This window comes from Snodgrassella alvi (genome assembly GCF_002777745.1).
GTDB classification, from domain to species: Bacteria; Pseudomonadota; Gammaproteobacteria; order Burkholderiales; family Neisseriaceae; genus Snodgrassella; species Snodgrassella alvi_D.
Map to the genome: position 1 here is coordinate 62,252 of NZ_MEIO01000066.1, position 15,385 is coordinate 77,636.

The window sequence follows — 15,385 nt, forward strand, 5'->3', positions numbered from 1 at the left end:
ATCAGGATACTATCATGCCTGCCCAGCCCGGGTTATTTAAAACCCTGTTTAATCACTATCTGAATTTACCGCATTGCCGCTGGTTAAGAATTTATGGAGACTGTAGCTCCGGTGAACCAGTCATCTCTGTTGACTGGCGCGATGAACTGCTTGAAAACACTGACAGTGGCAATATTCATGGCGGTGTAATCACTACACTTGTTGATATGGCTTCTGCCTGCTCACTGGCCGCATTGTTTCAACAGTTTGAAACCACAGCCACACTGGATATGCGCATAGATTACCTGAAACAGCCCACAGCCAAACAGCCAATTCATGTTCGCGCACATTGTTACCGCCAAGAAGGACAGATTGCCTTTATCCGCAGCCACTGCTTTCAGGAAGATGAAAATCAACCCTTTGCTCTAGGTATGGCTACCTTTATTCACACTCCGTTAGGTGAAACAGAACAACGGGCATTACAGGCATATCTGCAACAGGAGCAAGCCAAATGAGTCCGACTATTTTCCAGCTAGATGAACAATTAACCAGCAAGGCTTATCAGCTTATGCCTTACAGTGCAGCAATAAATCTGCAAATTGGTACAGATAGCCAGAACAGACGTCTATACAGCTTACCTTTTGCTCCACAAAATATTGGTAATATTTTCCTGCCTGCACTTCATGGTGGCCTAATTGGCGGCTTTTTACAAAGCTGTATCAATTTATATTTGATGGAACAGCAAAACTTGTCTAAGCCAGCTCGGATAATTGACTACACAACAGATTATTTATTGAGTGGCAAGGCGCTGGATAGCTATGCCCAATGCCAGATTATGCATGCAGGCAAGCGTATTTCACATGTTACCGTAACAATGTGGCAAAACCAGTCAGATAAACCTATTGCTTTTGCACGTGCACACCTGCAAATGCCTGCAATAGCCGAATGAAAAAAATAAACTGCTAGCCCATACCCGAACACCGAAGACATATTCTTCTGAAATAGCTTTACACTTTCACTTTTTTGCAAGAGTTGAATCAGCGATATGGCCATAAATACCAACCGACCACCGATTATCCAGTCACTACTGGATACAGATTTATACAAATTCACTATGCTTCAGGTTGTCCTGCACCAATTTCCCCAAGCAACTGGTGTCTATGAATTTCGCTGTCGTAACAACCATGAAACAGAATATCCGCTGGGCGATATTCTGGAAGAACTAAACTGGGAGCTGGATCGTCTCTGCCAGATGAGATTCAGCAAAGACGAATTGCAATATCTGCGCAGCCTGCGCTTTATCAAAAGCGATTTCGTTGACTATATGGAGCTGTTTCAATTAAAGCGCCGTTTTATCAAAACATCCATAGATAATAATCAGTACCTGAATATCCGTATTGAAGGCCCTATTATTCAGGCAATGTTTTTTGAAATATTTGTTCTATCCATTGTCAATGAATTGTATTTTCACCGACTGGAAACATCCGAAATACTGGCAGAAGGCGAACGACGTCTTCAAGCCAAAGCTAAGCTGATACACCGCTACGCATCAGAACAACAGCATTACAACTCACCATTTATTGTTTCCGATTTTGGTACCCGGCGTCGCTATCGCTATTCATGGCAGAAACATGTTGTAAGAACCCTCCACGAAGCAGCACCCAGTGTTTTTCGCGGAACCAGCAACGTATATATTGCCAAAGAACTTGGACTGATTCCTATTGGCACCATGGCTCATGAATTCTTACAGGCCTTTCAGGCTCTGGATGTGCGTTTACGTGATTTTCAGAAAGCTGCCTTGGAAGCATGGGTACATGAATACCGTGGCGATCTAGGCATAGCTTTAACTGACGTAGTTGGCATGGATGCCTTCCTGCGCGATTTCGATCTGTATTTTGCCAAACTGTTTGACGGACTGCGGCATGACAGCGGCGATCCCTATATCTGGGGAGAAAAAGCATATGCTCATTACCAGAAACTAAAAATAGATTCCCGTACCAAAATGTTGACCTTTAGTGACGGACTCGATTTACAGCGTGCCTGGGATTTATATATCCACTTTAACAACCGTTTCAAAACCAGTTTTGGAATTGGTACCAATTTCACCTGCGATATGGGCTTAACGCCATTAAATATCGTATTAAAACTAGTTGAATGCAACGGACAGTCTGTAGCTAAGATATCTGATTCACCCGGTAAAACCATGACAGACAACAATACATTTCTGGCTTATCTGCGGCAAATTTTTGACATACCAGAAAACACCGTTGTAAAACTGGATTAAATCATATCAACAGGAAAAAATTTATGTCATAAAATTATTAAATAATTTAACCTATCACTCAACAGCATTTAAGATAATTACAGACCAACATCAGGACAATATAAATCCATGAATAAAAACAACAGCATCAGCACAACAAGCATGCGTCTAGATAAATGGCTGTGGGCAGCACGATTTTTTAAAACTCGGGCGCTGGCACAAAAACACATCGAATTAGGACGCGTTCAGGTAAATGGCGCCAAAGTTAAAAATAGCAAAAATATCCAGATCGGTGACATTATTGATTTAACCCTCAATTCCCTGCCCTATAGAATTCAAGTACAGCAACTCAATCAAATGCGTCGCCCTGCACCGGAAGCCCGTTTACTTTACAGCGAAGACAGCACTATCGCTGCCAAACGGGCAGAACTGAAAGCACTTAATCAGGCTAGTAAGATAAGTGCCGCATATCCTGATGGCAGACCCACCAAACGCGATCGCCGGGCACTTGATAAAGTAAAAAGACAGTGGAAAGAATAAACTATTAGAGTATAGGCTTAGCTTAAACAGAAAAATTCACTTTTTCAGCTCTGCTAATCTACATTGGTCTGCTCCAGCAACGTGATCAAGATATTTTTATGTTATATCAGCAAACATTGCATACTGATAAATCTAATCAATATCAGGTCGTCACCATATAATTATTCGGCCTGATATGGCTATTTTTAACAAAATTATTTTTCTTAAATGCCTTGGCAATCATTTCTTTATTGAATGGTACATGTAAAACCGGAACCTGAGCCTTTAACTGTTTGAATATAGGTAATTTATTGCAGAAATAATGGACTTTAAAATTTATATTGTTTTTTCCAGTAACCAGCATATCCTTTTTTTCCAGTAGTTCAGTATAAATTACGATGACTGGTAATTTTAAATATCCAATACCATATTCAATCTCTTCTTTCACACTTCGTGATTGAAAAGTATCCTCACTTAAAATCAAAACTATATTATCAGCACACTTTAAACGCTCTCTAATGCGTGGTCTTAAAACACTTCCCCAATCGCTACCATCACGGACATCATATCTTTCATGATGTAAATCTTGAAACGGAAAAAGTGCATCTTGAGCTTTCCATGTTCTCAATTGATTATAATAAAAATAATCTTTCTGAATTAACGCACCAGCAGAAAATTCATTAAAGGGTTCATCCACATAAAAAACACAATAATTATTAGGCATAGAATTTCCCCCAATTTATGCATTACAGGAAAAAACATCAATTAACGTATATTACCCCAAACAGCACCTTAATACAATAAAATACTTTAATATCAAATATATATATATTCAATCATACTAAAAATAAAAAACCCGTATCCAGAAGAATACGGGTTAAATCTGTACAACAATCAGTATTATTTAACTGAAGAGGCAGCCTCATGCATTGCTTCAGATAATGTCGGATGAGCGTGAACAATACGGGTAATATCTTCGCTAGAAGCCTTAAAGTCCATAGCCATCACTGCTTCGGCGATCAGTTCAGAAGCTACAGGTCCGATGATATGCACACCCAATACACGATCAGTAGTCGCATCAGCCAGAATCTTAACAAATCCTTTTGCTTGCCCCATACCAAGAGCACGACCATTAGCAGCAAAGCTGGACTGTCCTTTTTTATAATTCACACCAGCAGCTTTTAACTGCTCCTCAGTTTGACCAACCCACGCAATTTCTGGATGAGTATACATAACTGCCGGAATGGTATTCATATCTACAAAAGGTTTCTGTCCTGCAATACGTTCAGCCACAGCCACACCTTCCGCAGAAGCCTTATGTGCCAGCATCGGACCACGAACCACATCACCAATCGCCCATACATTTGGCAGACTGGTACGACATTCATCATCAACCACAACGAAGCCGCGATCATCTTTTTGCAGACCAGCACCTTCAGCATTCAGACCATTAGTGTTGGGAATACGGCCAATTGCAATAACCAGCTTATCAAAGGTTTCCGTTTTTTCTTCACCGGCAACAGTGTACTTAACAGTCACATTGTTTTCACCTTTAACAATTTCATTAACCGTTACACCAAGATGGATATTCAGACCTTGTTCTTTAGTGAAAACCTTGAAAGCTTCCTTGGCTACCTGCTGGTCAGCAGCGGCTAGAAATGTAGGCATAGCTTCCAGAATGGTAACTTCCGCACCCAGACGATTCCACACAGAGCCCATTTCCAGACCAATCACACCAGAACCAATCATACCTAGTTTGGCTGGTACAGCTTCAAGATTCAGTGCACCCTCATTATCCAGTACATTAACATTATCAATTTCAGTCAGAGGCAGCGGACGTGGCAAAGAACCAGTTGCTATAATTACATGTTTAGCAGTAACCAACTGTTTAGTACCATTGGTATCCACTTCAATCTGCCATAAGCCATCAACCTGACCTTGCAGAGAACCTTTACCAAAAATACTTTCTACTTTTTCTTTTTTGAACAGAAAACCAATACCATTAGTCAACTTACTAACAATAGCATCTTTACGTTCAATCATTTTTTTGGCATTGAAGCCTTTAACCTCAACATCAATCCCATGTTCAGCAAATTCAGCTTGAGCAGCATGATAATTTTCACTGGTTTGCAACAAAGCTTTAGAAGGAATACAACCTACATTCAGACATGTACCGCCCAAAGCAGGTCCATCACCCTTTTTATTTAATCCAGCATCAATACAAGCTGTTTTAAATCCCAGCTCAGCAGCACGAATAGCCGCAACATAGCCACCAGGACCCGCACCAATTACCACAACGTCAAATTGAGACATCAAAATTCCTTTCAATCATGAAAATTTCAGACTGATAAAACCAAACCGTAATGTGGCACAAACGCCATATTATCCGGGTATGGCCATCATTACGGTTGTTATTTCTTAGAGTACTCTGTCACAAAACAGAATACAGCAATCAATAATTTGCTTACAGCTCCAGCAGCAAACGTGCAGGATCTTCCAAGGCATCTTTAATAGCAACCAGAGTTAATACTGCTTCACGTCCATCAATCAGACGATGGTCATAAGAAAGAGCCAGATACATCATTGGACGTACCACAACCTGACCATTTTCAACCACAGCACGTTCTTTAGTAGCATGCATGCCCAAAATAGCCGATTGAGGAGGATTGATAATTGGTGTAGACATCATTGAACCGAAAGTACCGCCATTAGTAATACTGAAAGTACCGCCAGTCAAATCTTCAAGTGCCAGTTTACCATCTTTGGCTTTTACCGCATAATCATGAATAGCCTGTTCGATGTCAGCAATACTCATCTGATCAGCATCACGCAGAATCGGTACCACCAGACCACGCGGACTGCCAATTGCGATACCAATATCAAAATAGCCGTGATAAACAACATCAGTGCCATCAATAGAAGCATTTACAACAGGGTATTTCTTCAAAGCAGCAACAGCAGCTTTAACGAAGAAAGACATAAAGCCCAGTTTAACCCCATATTCTTTCTGGAACTGATCTTTATAACGGTTACGCAAATCCATAACCGGTTTCATATTCACTTCGTTAAATGTAGTCAAAATCGCATTTTCATGCTGTGACTGCAACAAACGTTCAGCAACACGAGAACGCAAACGAGACATCGGTACACGTTGTTCTACGCGGTCGCCGGCGGTAGAAGGCGCAGCGGCTTTGCTGGTAGCCATAGTAGGTGCAGAAGCCAGTGCAGAGGCAGCGGCAGCAACATCTTCTTTCAGTACACGGCCATCACGACCGGAACCCTGAATAGTAGCTGTATTCACACCTTTTTCCGCAGCCAATTTGGCAGCAGCAGGCATAGCAACACCAGCTTGAGTTTGATTGGCAGGAGCGGTACTTACCGGAGCAGCTGCCGCAGGAGTAGCCTCCTGTGGTGCTGCCGCAGCGGGAGCTGTAGCTTCTGCAGTAGCTGAAGTATCAATTTTAGCCAGCAACTGACCCGCTGTCACGGTTGCACCATCAGCTTCAATAATTTCCACCAATTTACCTGCCTGCTGAGCTGGCAATTCTAATACAACTTTATCCGTTTCCAGATCAATCAGGTTTTCGTCACGCTGTACGAAATCCCCTACTTTTTTATTCCAAGTCATCAGAGTGGCTTCAGTCACACTTTCTGGAAGCATGGGAACGGTTACATCAATAATCATGGATTACTCCTAAAAAAGGGCAAAGGCCACCACCAAGGTGGCCAGTTATTCAGAATGGATTTGGATTATTTTAATTCCAGAGCATCATCAACCAGTTGTTTGAGCTGAGCAACGTGTTTACTCATATAACCCACGGCTGGTGAAGCACTGGCCGGACGACCGGCAAAAATAACTTTTTGCTTGCTACCAGCAATTTTCTCAATACGATGACGAATCTGGAACCATGCACCCTGATTTTTTGGTTCTTCCTGAGCCCACAGAATTTCAGTTGCATTGGGGTAACGGCTCAATTCAGCAGCCAGCTGTTCGTATGGGAACGGATACAACTGTTCCACACGCACAATAGCAATATCTTTACCAAGATCACGTTCCAAACGCGCCTTATTGATATCGTAGTACACTTGGCCAGCACACAGAATCACCCGTTTAACGCTATTTTCATTACCTTCAACCTGATCGCCAATTACCGGACGGAAAGCATGGCCTTCAGTGAAATCACTGAGCGGACTCATGGATTCATTGAAACGCAGCAAGCGTTTGGACATGAAAATAACCAGTGGTTTACGGTATGGACGCAATACTTGACGGCGTAACACATGGAACATCTGAGAAGCTTCAGACGGCATCACAACCTGAATATTATCTTCAGAACACAATTGCAGCCAGCGCTCCAAACGGCCAGAAGAATGTTCAGGACCTTGACCATCATAGCCATGAGGTAAAATCACAGTTAAGCCACACAAGCGACCCCATTTGGTTTCACCAGAAGTAATAAATTGGTCAATTGCTACCTGAGCTCCATTGGCAAAATCACCAAACTGTGCTTCCCAGATAACAAGTTGATCAGGTGCACTGCAAGCAAAGCCATATTCATAGGCCAATACAGCTTCTTCATTCAGGATAGAATCAATTACCAAGAATGATGCCTGATTTTCACTCAGATTGCGTAAAGGCACATAGGCACCGGCATCACTCTTTTCGCGTTTCTGGTCGTGCAATACAGCATGACGGTGAGAGAAAGTACCACGGCCGGAATCTTCACCTGAAATCCGAACACCATTGCCATTGGTTACCAAACTGGCATAAGCCAGTGTCTCAGCCATACCCCAGTCAATAGGCTGTGTACCTTCTGCCATAGCAATACGGTTAGCCAGCATTCTCTTTACAGTATTATGTGGAGTAAAATCTTCAGGAAGCGTAGTAAATTTAGCAGTCAGGCGTTGAATATCTGCGGCAGGAATACCAGTTTCAACCGGATGATTCCAGTGAGTACCCATATAAGGTGTCCAGTCTACCGCGTACTTATGGTTGTAATCAGTCAGCGTAGTCTGTTCAACATGTTCACCTTTATCCAGCGCATCACGATAAGCCTGAATCAATCCATCCGCTTGTTCTTTAGTAATCACATTTTCATTTACCAAGCGATCTGAATACAGCGCACGTGTTCCAGGATGCTGATGAATTTTGTTATACATCATCGGCTGTGTCAGCATTGGGTCATCACCTTCGTTATGGCCCAGCTTACGGAAGCAAACAATATCCACTACCACATCTTTACCGAATGACTTGCGATAATCCATCGCCAGACTTACCACATAGCTCACCGCTTCAGGATCATCACCATTCACATGGAAAATCGGTGCATCAACCATTTTAGCCAGATCTGTACAGTACACAGTAGAACGGGTATCACGTAAATCAGAAGTGGTAAAACCAATCTGGTTATTGATCACAATATGAATAGTACCGCCAGTAGTATAGCCACGTGTCTGGGAAAGATTGAAATTAGCCTGATTTACACCCAGACCGATAAATGCAGAGTCCCCATGAATCAATACTGGTAATACAGCTTTACGGCCAGATTCACCACGACGTTTCTGGCGTGCACGTACAGCACCCTCCACTACCGGATTAACAATTTCCAGATGAGATGGGTTAAAAGCCAGTGAAACATGTAGCGGGCCATTGCTGGTAGCCAGATCAGAGGTAAAGCCCATGTGGTATTTCACGTCACCGCTAGGCAGAGTAGTTGTATATTTACCCTCAAATTCGCTGAATAAATCGCGCGGCTCCTTACCAAGGATATTCACAAGCACATTCAGACGGCCACGGTGAGCCATACCAATCATAACCTCTTCAACACCGTGATTGCCGCAATGCTGCATCAGATAATCCAAAGCAACAATCGTGCTTTCGCCACCTTCAAGCGAGAAACGTTTCTGGCCGACATAACGAGTATGTAAATAACGTTCCAGCGTTTCAGCAGCAGTCAACTGTTTCAGAATGCGGCGTTTATGTTCAGGAGTATAATTGCTGGCTGATAAATCTTTTTCTACCCGCTCCTGAACCCAGTTGCGTTCATCCGGACGCGTGATGTGCATAAATTCCACACCAACCGTACCACAATAAGTCTGATCCAGCTTATTGATAATTTCACATAAAGGCAGCTTCGGACTGCATGCAAAATCGCTACCAGTATAGAATTTGGTAGACATATCAGCATCTGTCAAACCATATTGTGCCGGATCAAGTTCAGCCAAATATTCTTTAGAACGGCGTTTTAGCGGATCCAGATTAGCATTGCGACTACCCAGAGTACGATAAGCATTCATCAGCTTCAATACTGATACCTGCTTTTGTAATATATTTAAATCAACACTACCCTGCGCAGCAGTACCATGCTGTCTGGACAGATTGACAAAAGATTCCTGAATCGGTAATTGCGGTATATCTTTGGCAACGTAGCCAGGCAATGCCGCTACTTTGTCAAAATAATCTTTCCAGTATTCATCAACTGAATCTCGATCTTTCAGGTAGCTCTCATAAAGCTCCTCAATGTAAGGAGCATTGGCACCATATAAATAAGAAAGACTGGTTTGTTCTTCCATCATGGTAAAAACCCTTTTTTACCTTAAACTAATAAAACAGGAATATTACTATCCCCTACCAATATTCAAATCGAATGCCGATTCCAGATTACCGCATATCAACATACCGATTCCAGATCACCACGTGTACAACATGAGGATGAAGCATCAGTATATGTTTCAGGCAGCTTTACAGCTGCCTGTACACACACACAAATAATCAGCGTTTATCTACAGGTAGATAATCGCGTCGACCAGAACCAGTATATAGCTGTCGCGGACGGCCAATTTTCTGATTTGGGTCAGCAATCATTTCGTGCCAGTGTGATACCCAGCCAACTGTACGTGCCACAGCAAACAACACAGTAAACATTGTGGTCGGAATACCCAATGCACTTAGAACAATACCAGAGTAAAAATCAACGTTCGGATAAAGCTTGCGTTCAATGAAATATGGGTCTTCCAGAGCAATTTTTTCCAGAGCCATTGCCAGCTTGAATTTAGGACTATCAAGCAATCCCAATTCATTTAACACTTCATCACAAGTCTGTTTCATAATCTTGGCACGTGGATCCATATTTTTGTATACACGATGTCCAAAACCCATCAGACGATAACGTTTTTCTTTAACCCCCTGCATAAATTCTTCAACACGGGATACATCACCAATTTCATCCAGCATTTTCAAAACTGCCTCATTGGCACCACCATGAGCCGGCCCCCACAGACAGGCTATACCCGCTGCAATACAGGCAAAAGGATTGGCACCAGATGAACCTGCCAAACGCACAGTAGATGTCGAAGCATTCTGCTCATGATCTGCATGCAAAATCAAAATTCGATCCAAAGCACGTTCAAGCACAGGATTTACTACATAGTCCTCCGTTGGTTTGGCAAACATCATATGCATAAAATTGCCAGAATAAGACAGATTGTTACGCGGGTAATTAAATGGCAAGCCTTTTGAGTAGCGATAACACATGGCTGCCAGAGTTGGCACCTTGGCAATCATGCGGTATTCAGCAATTCGACGGTGATCTGGATTATTGATATCCAAACTGTCCTGATAGAATGCTGCTAGTGCACCTACTACCCCTACCATCATTGACATCGGATGAGCATCACGTCGAAAGCCACGGAAAAACCAAGTAAGCTGTTCATGCACCATATTATGACGCAACACACCCAGCTCAAATTTCTGTTTCTCGACTGCATCGGGTAACTCACCATATATCAGCAAATAGCAGGTTTCCAGATAATCACTGTGCTCTGCAAGCTGTTCAATGGGGTATCCCCGATAATAAAGCTGCCCCTTTTCACCATCAATGAAGGTGATTTTCGATTCACAGGATGCGGTTGATGTGAACCCTGGATCAAACATAAACATGCTGGTTCCAGAATACAGTTTATGAATATCAACTACGTCCGGTCCTAGACTGCCAGATAATACCGGCATCTCAAAAGGTTCTTGCCCCTCAATGCTGAGTATAGCTTTCTTGGTCATCTCTAACTCCTTAATTTTCAATTTTTCTATTTAAATAAAATAAACTTAAAAACATTAACAAAAGAAAAGCATTTCACAAAAGTTGAGCCTGCCTTATTTTTTCAAGAACAGGCTCAAACTGAGAACTGAAACAGTTTTCAGACCGATTGATCAATGCCAGAATTTCCGGATCGGGTAGATCCATTAACGCCACAAATGCATTTAAATCAGCATCAGAAAGCTGGTCAAAGAATTGCGACATAAAACGACCCAAAATAATATCCAGCTCAAGCAAACCACGACGGGTTAACCAGCGTATGCGACGTTTGGCATTATCATCAAAATGCTGCATCAGATTGCTCTTCTTAACATTAAGTCTTTAATCTTACCGATGGCTCGCGTTGGATTTAGATGTTTCGGACAAACATCAACACAGTTCATAATCGTATGGCACCGGAACAACCTGTAAGGATCGTTCAGATTATCCAGACGCTCATTAGTACGAGTATCACGAGTATCAGCAATAAAACGATAAGCATTCAGCAGTCCGGACGGACCAACAAATTTATCTGGATTCCACCAGAATGAAGGACATGACGTAGAACAGCAGGCACACAGAATACATTCATACAGACCGTCCAGCTCTTTGCGCTCTGCCTGCGACTGTAAACGTTCACGCGTTGGTGCCACCGTATCATTAATCATATAGGGTTTAATTGAATGATATTGATTAAAAAACTGCGTAAAATCAACAATCAGATCACGAATAACAGGCAAAGCAGGTAAAGGTTTCAAAACAATTGGCTGCTTCAGACTACGAATATCAGTCAGACAGGCCAAACCGTTTTTGCCATTAATATTCATACCATCAGAACCACAAATACCTTCACGGCAAGAGCGGCGGAAAGATAAGCTGTCATCCTGCGCCTTAAGCTTAATCAGCGCATCCAATAGCTTCACATCTGTAGGTTCAATTTCGAGTTCGTAATCTTTCATGTACGGCTTGGCATCCACATCGGGATTATAGCGGTACACCTGGAAGTGGATTTTTTCCATCTTGATAGTTCCTTAGTAAACGCGTTCGGCCGGTTTTATATATTCCACACTCAAAGGTTTGGTGTGTACCGGTTTATATTCCAAATGCTGGTCTTCAGCGTAGTACAATGTGTGTTTCATCCAGTTTTCATCGTCACGTTGCGGATGATCATCTGAAGCATGTGCTCCACGTGATTCCTTACGTGCAGCAGCAGAAACCAGAGTTGCCTGAGCCACTTCAATCAGATTATCCAGTTCCAGTGCTTCAAGCCGTGCTGTATTCCACACCTTACTCTTGTCATGAATCTGTGTTTTGGCTACACGTTCAGCAATTTCATTGATTTTTTCAATGCCTTCCTGCAACAGAGCATCAGTACGGAATACACCAGCATGCGACTGAACACACCGCTGCAAATCATTACGTACTTCAGCCACCTCCTCGCCATTAGTTTGATTTTCAAGACGGCTGAGACGAGCAAGTGTTTTCTCGCCAACATCAGCAGGCAATTCACGATGTGCAACCTGTTTTTTAATATAATCAATCATATGATCACCTGCTGCCTTACCAAACACCACCAGATCCAGTAATGAATTGGTACCCAGACGATTGGCACCATGCACCGAAGCACAGGCACATTCACCAGCAGCATAAAAACCCGGTACCGGAGCTTCCAGATCATCACCTTTGGCCATGACCACCTGACCATGATAATTAGTGGGAATGCCACCCATCATATAGTGACAGGTTGGCACCACTGGAATAGGGTCTTTAATCGGGTCAACACCTGCAAACTGAATAGAAATTTCGCGAATACCCGGCAGCTTTTCCATAATTTTTTCGGCACCAAGATGATCTACTTTCAGCAGAACGTGATCCTTGTTTTTGCCTACACCACGACCTTCATGGATTTCAATCGACATAGCCCGCGAAACCACATCACGACAAGCCAAATCTTTTACAGTAGGCGCATAACGTTCCATAAAACGCTCACCCTCACTGTTCAGCAGAATCCCGCCTTCGCCACGCACCCCTTCAGTGATCAAAACACCAGCACCAGCAACGCCAGTAGGATGGAACTGCCAGAATTCCATATCCTCAAGAGGAATACCAGCTCGTGCAGCCATACCCAGACCATCACCAGTATTCATATAGGCATTGGTAGAAGATGCATAAATACGACCCGCACCACCAGTGGCAAATAACACCGCTTTAGCATGCAAAATGAAAACCTCACCTGTTTCCATTTCCATGGCGATAACACCAATAACCACCCCCTCAGAATCACGAATCAGATCAAGGGCAGCCCATTCAACAAAAAACTGAGTTTCTGCATGTACATTTTGCTGATACAACGTATGTAACATAGCGTGACCCGTACGGTCTGCCACAGCACAGGCACGCTCCACTGCACGTTTACCGAATTCAGCAGTATGTCCGCCAAAAGGACGCTGATAAATCTTGCCGGATTCAACACGGTCAAACGGCATACCCATATGCTCCAGTTCCACAACGGCATCAGGTGCACGGCGCGTCATAAATTCAATCGCATCCTGATCACCTAGCCAGTCAGAACCTTTAACCGTATCGTACATATGCCAGTTCCAGTGGTCTTCCTGCACATTGCCAAGAGAGGCAGAAATACCCCCCTGAGCCGCTACCGTATGCGAACGTGTTGGAAAAACCTTAGACAACACCACTGTACTCAAACCCGCTTTAGATAATTGCAGAGCTGCACGAAGCCCTGCGCCACCGCCGCCAACAATTACTGCATCAAAACGACGTACCGGCAAACTCTTGGGCATACTCATGCTAACCCCCAAATCACTTGAACAGAATAAATCAGACAGCCAACTAGCCATAAAATTGTGGCTACATGCAAAAACAGACGTAAACCTGCAGGTTTAATATAGTCCATCCACAAATCACGAATACCAACCCAGGCATGTAATGTCAAAGCCAGTATAAAAATCTGTGTTACCAGACGTACCCAAGTTTGAGCAAAGAAACACTGCCATTGCTGATAACTATGAGGTAAACAGATAATCATGATTAAGAACAGTACTGAGTACACCAGCATAACTACCGCTGTAATACGCTGCATAATCCAGTCGCGCAAACCATAGTGCGCACCAGCCAAATTACGATCAATCATGATAACAAGCACGCTCCATAGATAATAACGGTCAATACAATTGCGCAGACAATCACAGCCTTAGCAGAAGCCCGTGCTGTTTTAAGCTCTGTACCTTTATGAATATCCAGAAGCAGAAAACGAACACCAGCCAAACTGTGATAAACATAAGCCAGCAGCAAAAGAAAAAGAATGCACTTCACCAAAGGATTTTGCACAAGCGCATAATATGTATCAAACGCAGACTCATGAGACAGCGTACCTGAAAACAGCCATAAAAACAGCGGAATACAGATAAAAAGTGCTACACCACTAAAACGATGAAAAATAGATACAATACCCGGTATGGGTAGTCGTATCTTATGTATATCCAGATACACTGGCCTTTCTTTTTGCATCGGTAACTCCTCTTGATTATTAGGTGATATAAAACTCAAAACCAGCGACCTAAGTCGCCTACAACCGAAATTTACAGCAATTGACTTAGTTTTTAGCAAATATGCAAAAACACAACACACAAATTATTTACAATTCATCCCTCAAAACTCAGCAGTAAAACCACTTAACTGCATGGCTTGATTTCCTAACCGTAAATAACGCCGGCGCCACTCATAGAGTACACCGTCAACACTCTGACTCAAGCGTCCAAGACACAATGCAGGCAGAGCCATATCCGCTTTTAACAGTCTGGCTGTTTCTGGATGCAAAACTGTCTGCCAGAGCCATTGTTGGGCAGTATCCACCAGAACATCATATTCAAGCAATAAAAAAGCATAAAAACTGCGACGACGACGTATAAACCGCACATTTAAATCTGGTAATAATGCAACAGGTAAAAATATTTCATCTACTGCCACCTCAGCATAACCAGTACGCCATAGCAACATAATTTTCCACACCAGTTCAGCTTTTTTTAAACCTAACTGTACGGCGGTTTCCTCATCAGCAGCAGTCACTACCAGACTCAGTACTTCCGCCACGGGCCAGACCTGCCTCGTTTTACCTTCTTGTAGTACAGGCATCTCAGTAAAAGGGTAACAGCCCCAATCCCAGTTTTGCTGAGTAACAAAAGTACCTACCCCCTGATGACGCCGTAAAATACCTCGTGATACCAGCTCATTCAGCCCCTTGCGTATCGTACCCTGACTCACACCCCAGTGCGCCGCCAGATCCCATTCACTGGGTAATGGCTGCCCAGGCTTGAAATCACCATCCACAAGTAAATGTACAACCCTTTGCATGACTGACTGATATAACGGAATACGCCTTTTGAGCGGACTACTTTTCAATCTATTGTACGGCATTTCAAACCTATGTAAATAAAGTCTTATATAAGACATAAGATAACATAAAAAACTACCTTTATATTCTCGAAAAACATCAATCTATTTACTCCAATTAATTTAATTTTGAACAAAATCT

Annotated in this window: 15 protein-coding genes; 4 read left to right on the forward strand and 11 right to left on the reverse strand. The window is 42.8% G+C overall.

Annotated features, from left to right (window positions below):
• Positions 1–14 precede the first annotated feature (14 nt).
• The 4 genes from BHC51_RS12125 (at position 15) to BHC51_RS12140 (ending at position 2,782) form a co-directional block, all read left to right on the forward strand.
• Positions 15–494, forward strand: a complete 480-nt coding sequence (locus BHC51_RS12125; RefSeq protein ID WP_100099949.1) for a PaaI family thioesterase — start codon at positions 15–17, stop codon at positions 492–494.
• Positions 491–928: a PaaI family thioesterase gene (locus BHC51_RS12130; RefSeq protein ID WP_100099948.1), complete on the forward strand. Its 438-nt coding sequence runs from the start codon at positions 491–493 to the stop codon at positions 926–928. The genes BHC51_RS12125 and BHC51_RS12130 overlap by 4 nt, the downstream gene beginning before the upstream one ends.
• A 96-nt stretch (positions 929–1,024) precedes the next feature.
• The gene (gene pncB / locus BHC51_RS12135; protein ID WP_100154149.1) at positions 1,025–2,263 is read left to right on the forward strand and encodes a nicotinate phosphoribosyltransferase; all 1,239 of its coding nucleotides are present in this window, start codon (positions 1,025–1,027) and stop codon (positions 2,261–2,263) included.
• Between the two features lie 108 nt (positions 2,264–2,371).
• Positions 2,372–2,782, forward strand: coding sequence for an RNA-binding S4 domain-containing protein (locus BHC51_RS12140; protein ID WP_180296510.1), 411 nt, complete (start codon positions 2,372–2,374; stop codon positions 2,780–2,782).
• A 142-nt stretch (positions 2,783–2,924) separates the two neighbouring features.
• Here the strand turns inward: BHC51_RS12140 and BHC51_RS12145 are convergent, their stop codons facing one another.
• The 11 genes from BHC51_RS12145 to BHC51_RS12200 all read right to left on the reverse strand — a co-directional run bounded on the left by BHC51_RS12145 (position 2,925) and on the right by BHC51_RS12200 (position 15,303).
• Positions 2,925–3,485, reverse strand: coding sequence for a TIR domain-containing protein (locus BHC51_RS12145; protein WP_100154150.1), 561 nt, complete (start codon positions 3,483–3,485; stop codon positions 2,925–2,927).
• Positions 3,486–3,661: 176 nt separating this feature from the next.
• Positions 3,662–5,074: a dihydrolipoyl dehydrogenase gene (gene lpdA / locus BHC51_RS12150; protein ID WP_100154151.1), complete on the reverse strand. Its 1,413-nt coding sequence runs from the start codon at positions 5,072–5,074 to the stop codon at positions 3,662–3,664.
• A gap of 151 nt (positions 5,075–5,225) precedes the next feature.
• Positions 5,226–6,446 (reverse strand): 2-oxoglutarate dehydrogenase complex dihydrolipoyllysine-residue succinyltransferase, encoded by a 1,221-nt coding sequence (gene odhB / locus BHC51_RS12155; protein WP_100154152.1) that lies wholly within the window; start codon positions 6,444–6,446, stop codon positions 5,226–5,228.
• A 65-nt stretch (positions 6,447–6,511) separates the two neighbouring features.
• Complete coding sequence (locus BHC51_RS12160) at positions 6,512–9,337, reverse strand: 2-oxoglutarate dehydrogenase E1 component (RefSeq protein WP_100124405.1); 2,826 nt, start codon at positions 9,335–9,337, stop codon at positions 6,512–6,514.
• 196 nt (positions 9,338–9,533) lie between these two features.
• On the reverse strand, positions 9,534–10,817 hold the full coding sequence (gltA, locus tag BHC51_RS12170; protein WP_100099941.1) for a citrate synthase: 1,284 nt from the start codon (positions 10,815–10,817) through the stop codon (positions 9,534–9,536).
• 73 nt (positions 10,818–10,890) lie between these two features.
• Positions 10,891–11,148, reverse strand: a complete 258-nt coding sequence (locus tag BHC51_RS12175; RefSeq protein ID WP_100099940.1) for an FAD assembly factor SdhE — start codon at positions 11,146–11,148, stop codon at positions 10,891–10,893.
• Positions 11,148–11,852, reverse strand: coding sequence for a succinate dehydrogenase iron-sulfur subunit (locus BHC51_RS12180; RefSeq protein ID WP_100154153.1), 705 nt, complete (start codon positions 11,850–11,852; stop codon positions 11,148–11,150). Before BHC51_RS12180 ends, BHC51_RS12175 begins: the two co-directional genes overlap by 1 nt.
• A gap of 12 nt (positions 11,853–11,864) precedes the next feature.
• On the reverse strand, positions 11,865–13,634 hold the full coding sequence (gene sdhA / locus BHC51_RS12185) for a succinate dehydrogenase flavoprotein subunit (protein WP_100099938.1): 1,770 nt from the start codon (positions 13,632–13,634) through the stop codon (positions 11,865–11,867).
• Positions 13,635–13,636: 2 nt separating this feature from the next.
• Positions 13,637–13,984: a succinate dehydrogenase, hydrophobic membrane anchor protein gene (gene sdhD / locus BHC51_RS12190; RefSeq protein ID WP_100154154.1), complete on the reverse strand. Its 348-nt coding sequence runs from the start codon at positions 13,982–13,984 to the stop codon at positions 13,637–13,639.
• Complete coding sequence (gene sdhC / locus BHC51_RS12195) at positions 13,981–14,361, reverse strand: succinate dehydrogenase, cytochrome b556 subunit (RefSeq protein ID WP_100099936.1); 381 nt, start codon at positions 14,359–14,361, stop codon at positions 13,981–13,983. Before sdhC ends, sdhD begins: the two co-directional genes overlap by 4 nt.
• A gap of 141 nt (positions 14,362–14,502) precedes the next feature.
• Positions 14,503–15,303 carry a GntR family transcriptional regulator gene (locus BHC51_RS12200; protein WP_100124403.1) on the reverse strand — a complete coding sequence of 267 codons (801 nt, stop codon included), beginning with the start codon at positions 15,301–15,303 and terminating at the stop codon, positions 14,503–14,505.
• Positions 15,304–15,385 lie beyond the last annotated feature (82 nt).

Excerpts from the sequence above, each read along its gene's own strand:
- BHC51_RS12140 (WP_180296510.1), top strand. The coding sequence starts at position 2,372 with ATGAATAAAAACAACAGCATCAGCACAACAAGCATGCGTCTAGATAAA.
- sdhA (WP_100099938.1), bottom strand. The coding sequence starts at position 13,634 with ATGCCCAAGAGTTTGCCGGTACGTCGTTTTGATGCAGTAATTGTTGGC.
- BHC51_RS12160 (WP_100124405.1), bottom strand. The coding sequence starts at position 9,337 with ATGATGGAAGAACAAACCAGTCTTTCTTATTTATATGGTGCCAATGCT.
- BHC51_RS12180 (WP_100154153.1), bottom strand. The coding sequence starts at position 11,852 with ATGGAAAAAATCCACTTCCAGGTGTACCGCTATAATCCCGATGTGGAT.
- gltA (WP_100099941.1), bottom strand. The coding sequence starts at position 10,817 with ATGACCAAGAAAGCTATACTCAGCATTGAGGGGCAAGAACCTTTTGAG.
- BHC51_RS12175 (WP_100099940.1), bottom strand. The coding sequence starts at position 11,148 with ATGCAGCATTTTGATGATAATGCCAAACGTCGCATACGCTGGTTAACC.
- BHC51_RS12130 (WP_100099948.1), top strand. The coding sequence starts at position 491 with ATGAGTCCGACTATTTTCCAGCTAGATGAACAATTAACCAGCAAGGCT.
- sdhD (WP_100154154.1), bottom strand. The coding sequence starts at position 13,984 with ATGATTGATCGTAATTTGGCTGGTGCGCACTATGGTTTGCGCGACTGG.
- BHC51_RS12125 (WP_100099949.1), top strand. The coding sequence starts at position 15 with ATGCCTGCCCAGCCCGGGTTATTTAAAACCCTGTTTAATCACTATCTG.
- odhB (WP_100154152.1), bottom strand. The coding sequence starts at position 6,446 with ATGATTATTGATGTAACCGTTCCCATGCTTCCAGAAAGTGTGACTGAA.
- BHC51_RS12145 (WP_100154150.1), bottom strand. The coding sequence starts at position 3,485 with ATGCCTAATAATTATTGTGTTTTTTATGTGGATGAACCCTTTAATGAA.
- sdhC (WP_100099936.1), bottom strand. The coding sequence starts at position 14,361 with ATGCAAAAAGAAAGGCCAGTGTATCTGGATATACATAAGATACGACTA.
- BHC51_RS12200 (WP_100124403.1), bottom strand. The coding sequence starts at position 15,303 with ATGTCTTATATAAGACTTTATTTACATAGGTTTGAAATGCCGTACAAT.
- lpdA (WP_100154151.1), bottom strand. The coding sequence starts at position 5,074 with ATGTCTCAATTTGACGTTGTGGTAATTGGTGCGGGTCCTGGTGGCTAT.
- pncB (WP_100154149.1), top strand. The coding sequence starts at position 1,025 with ATGGCCATAAATACCAACCGACCACCGATTATCCAGTCACTACTGGAT.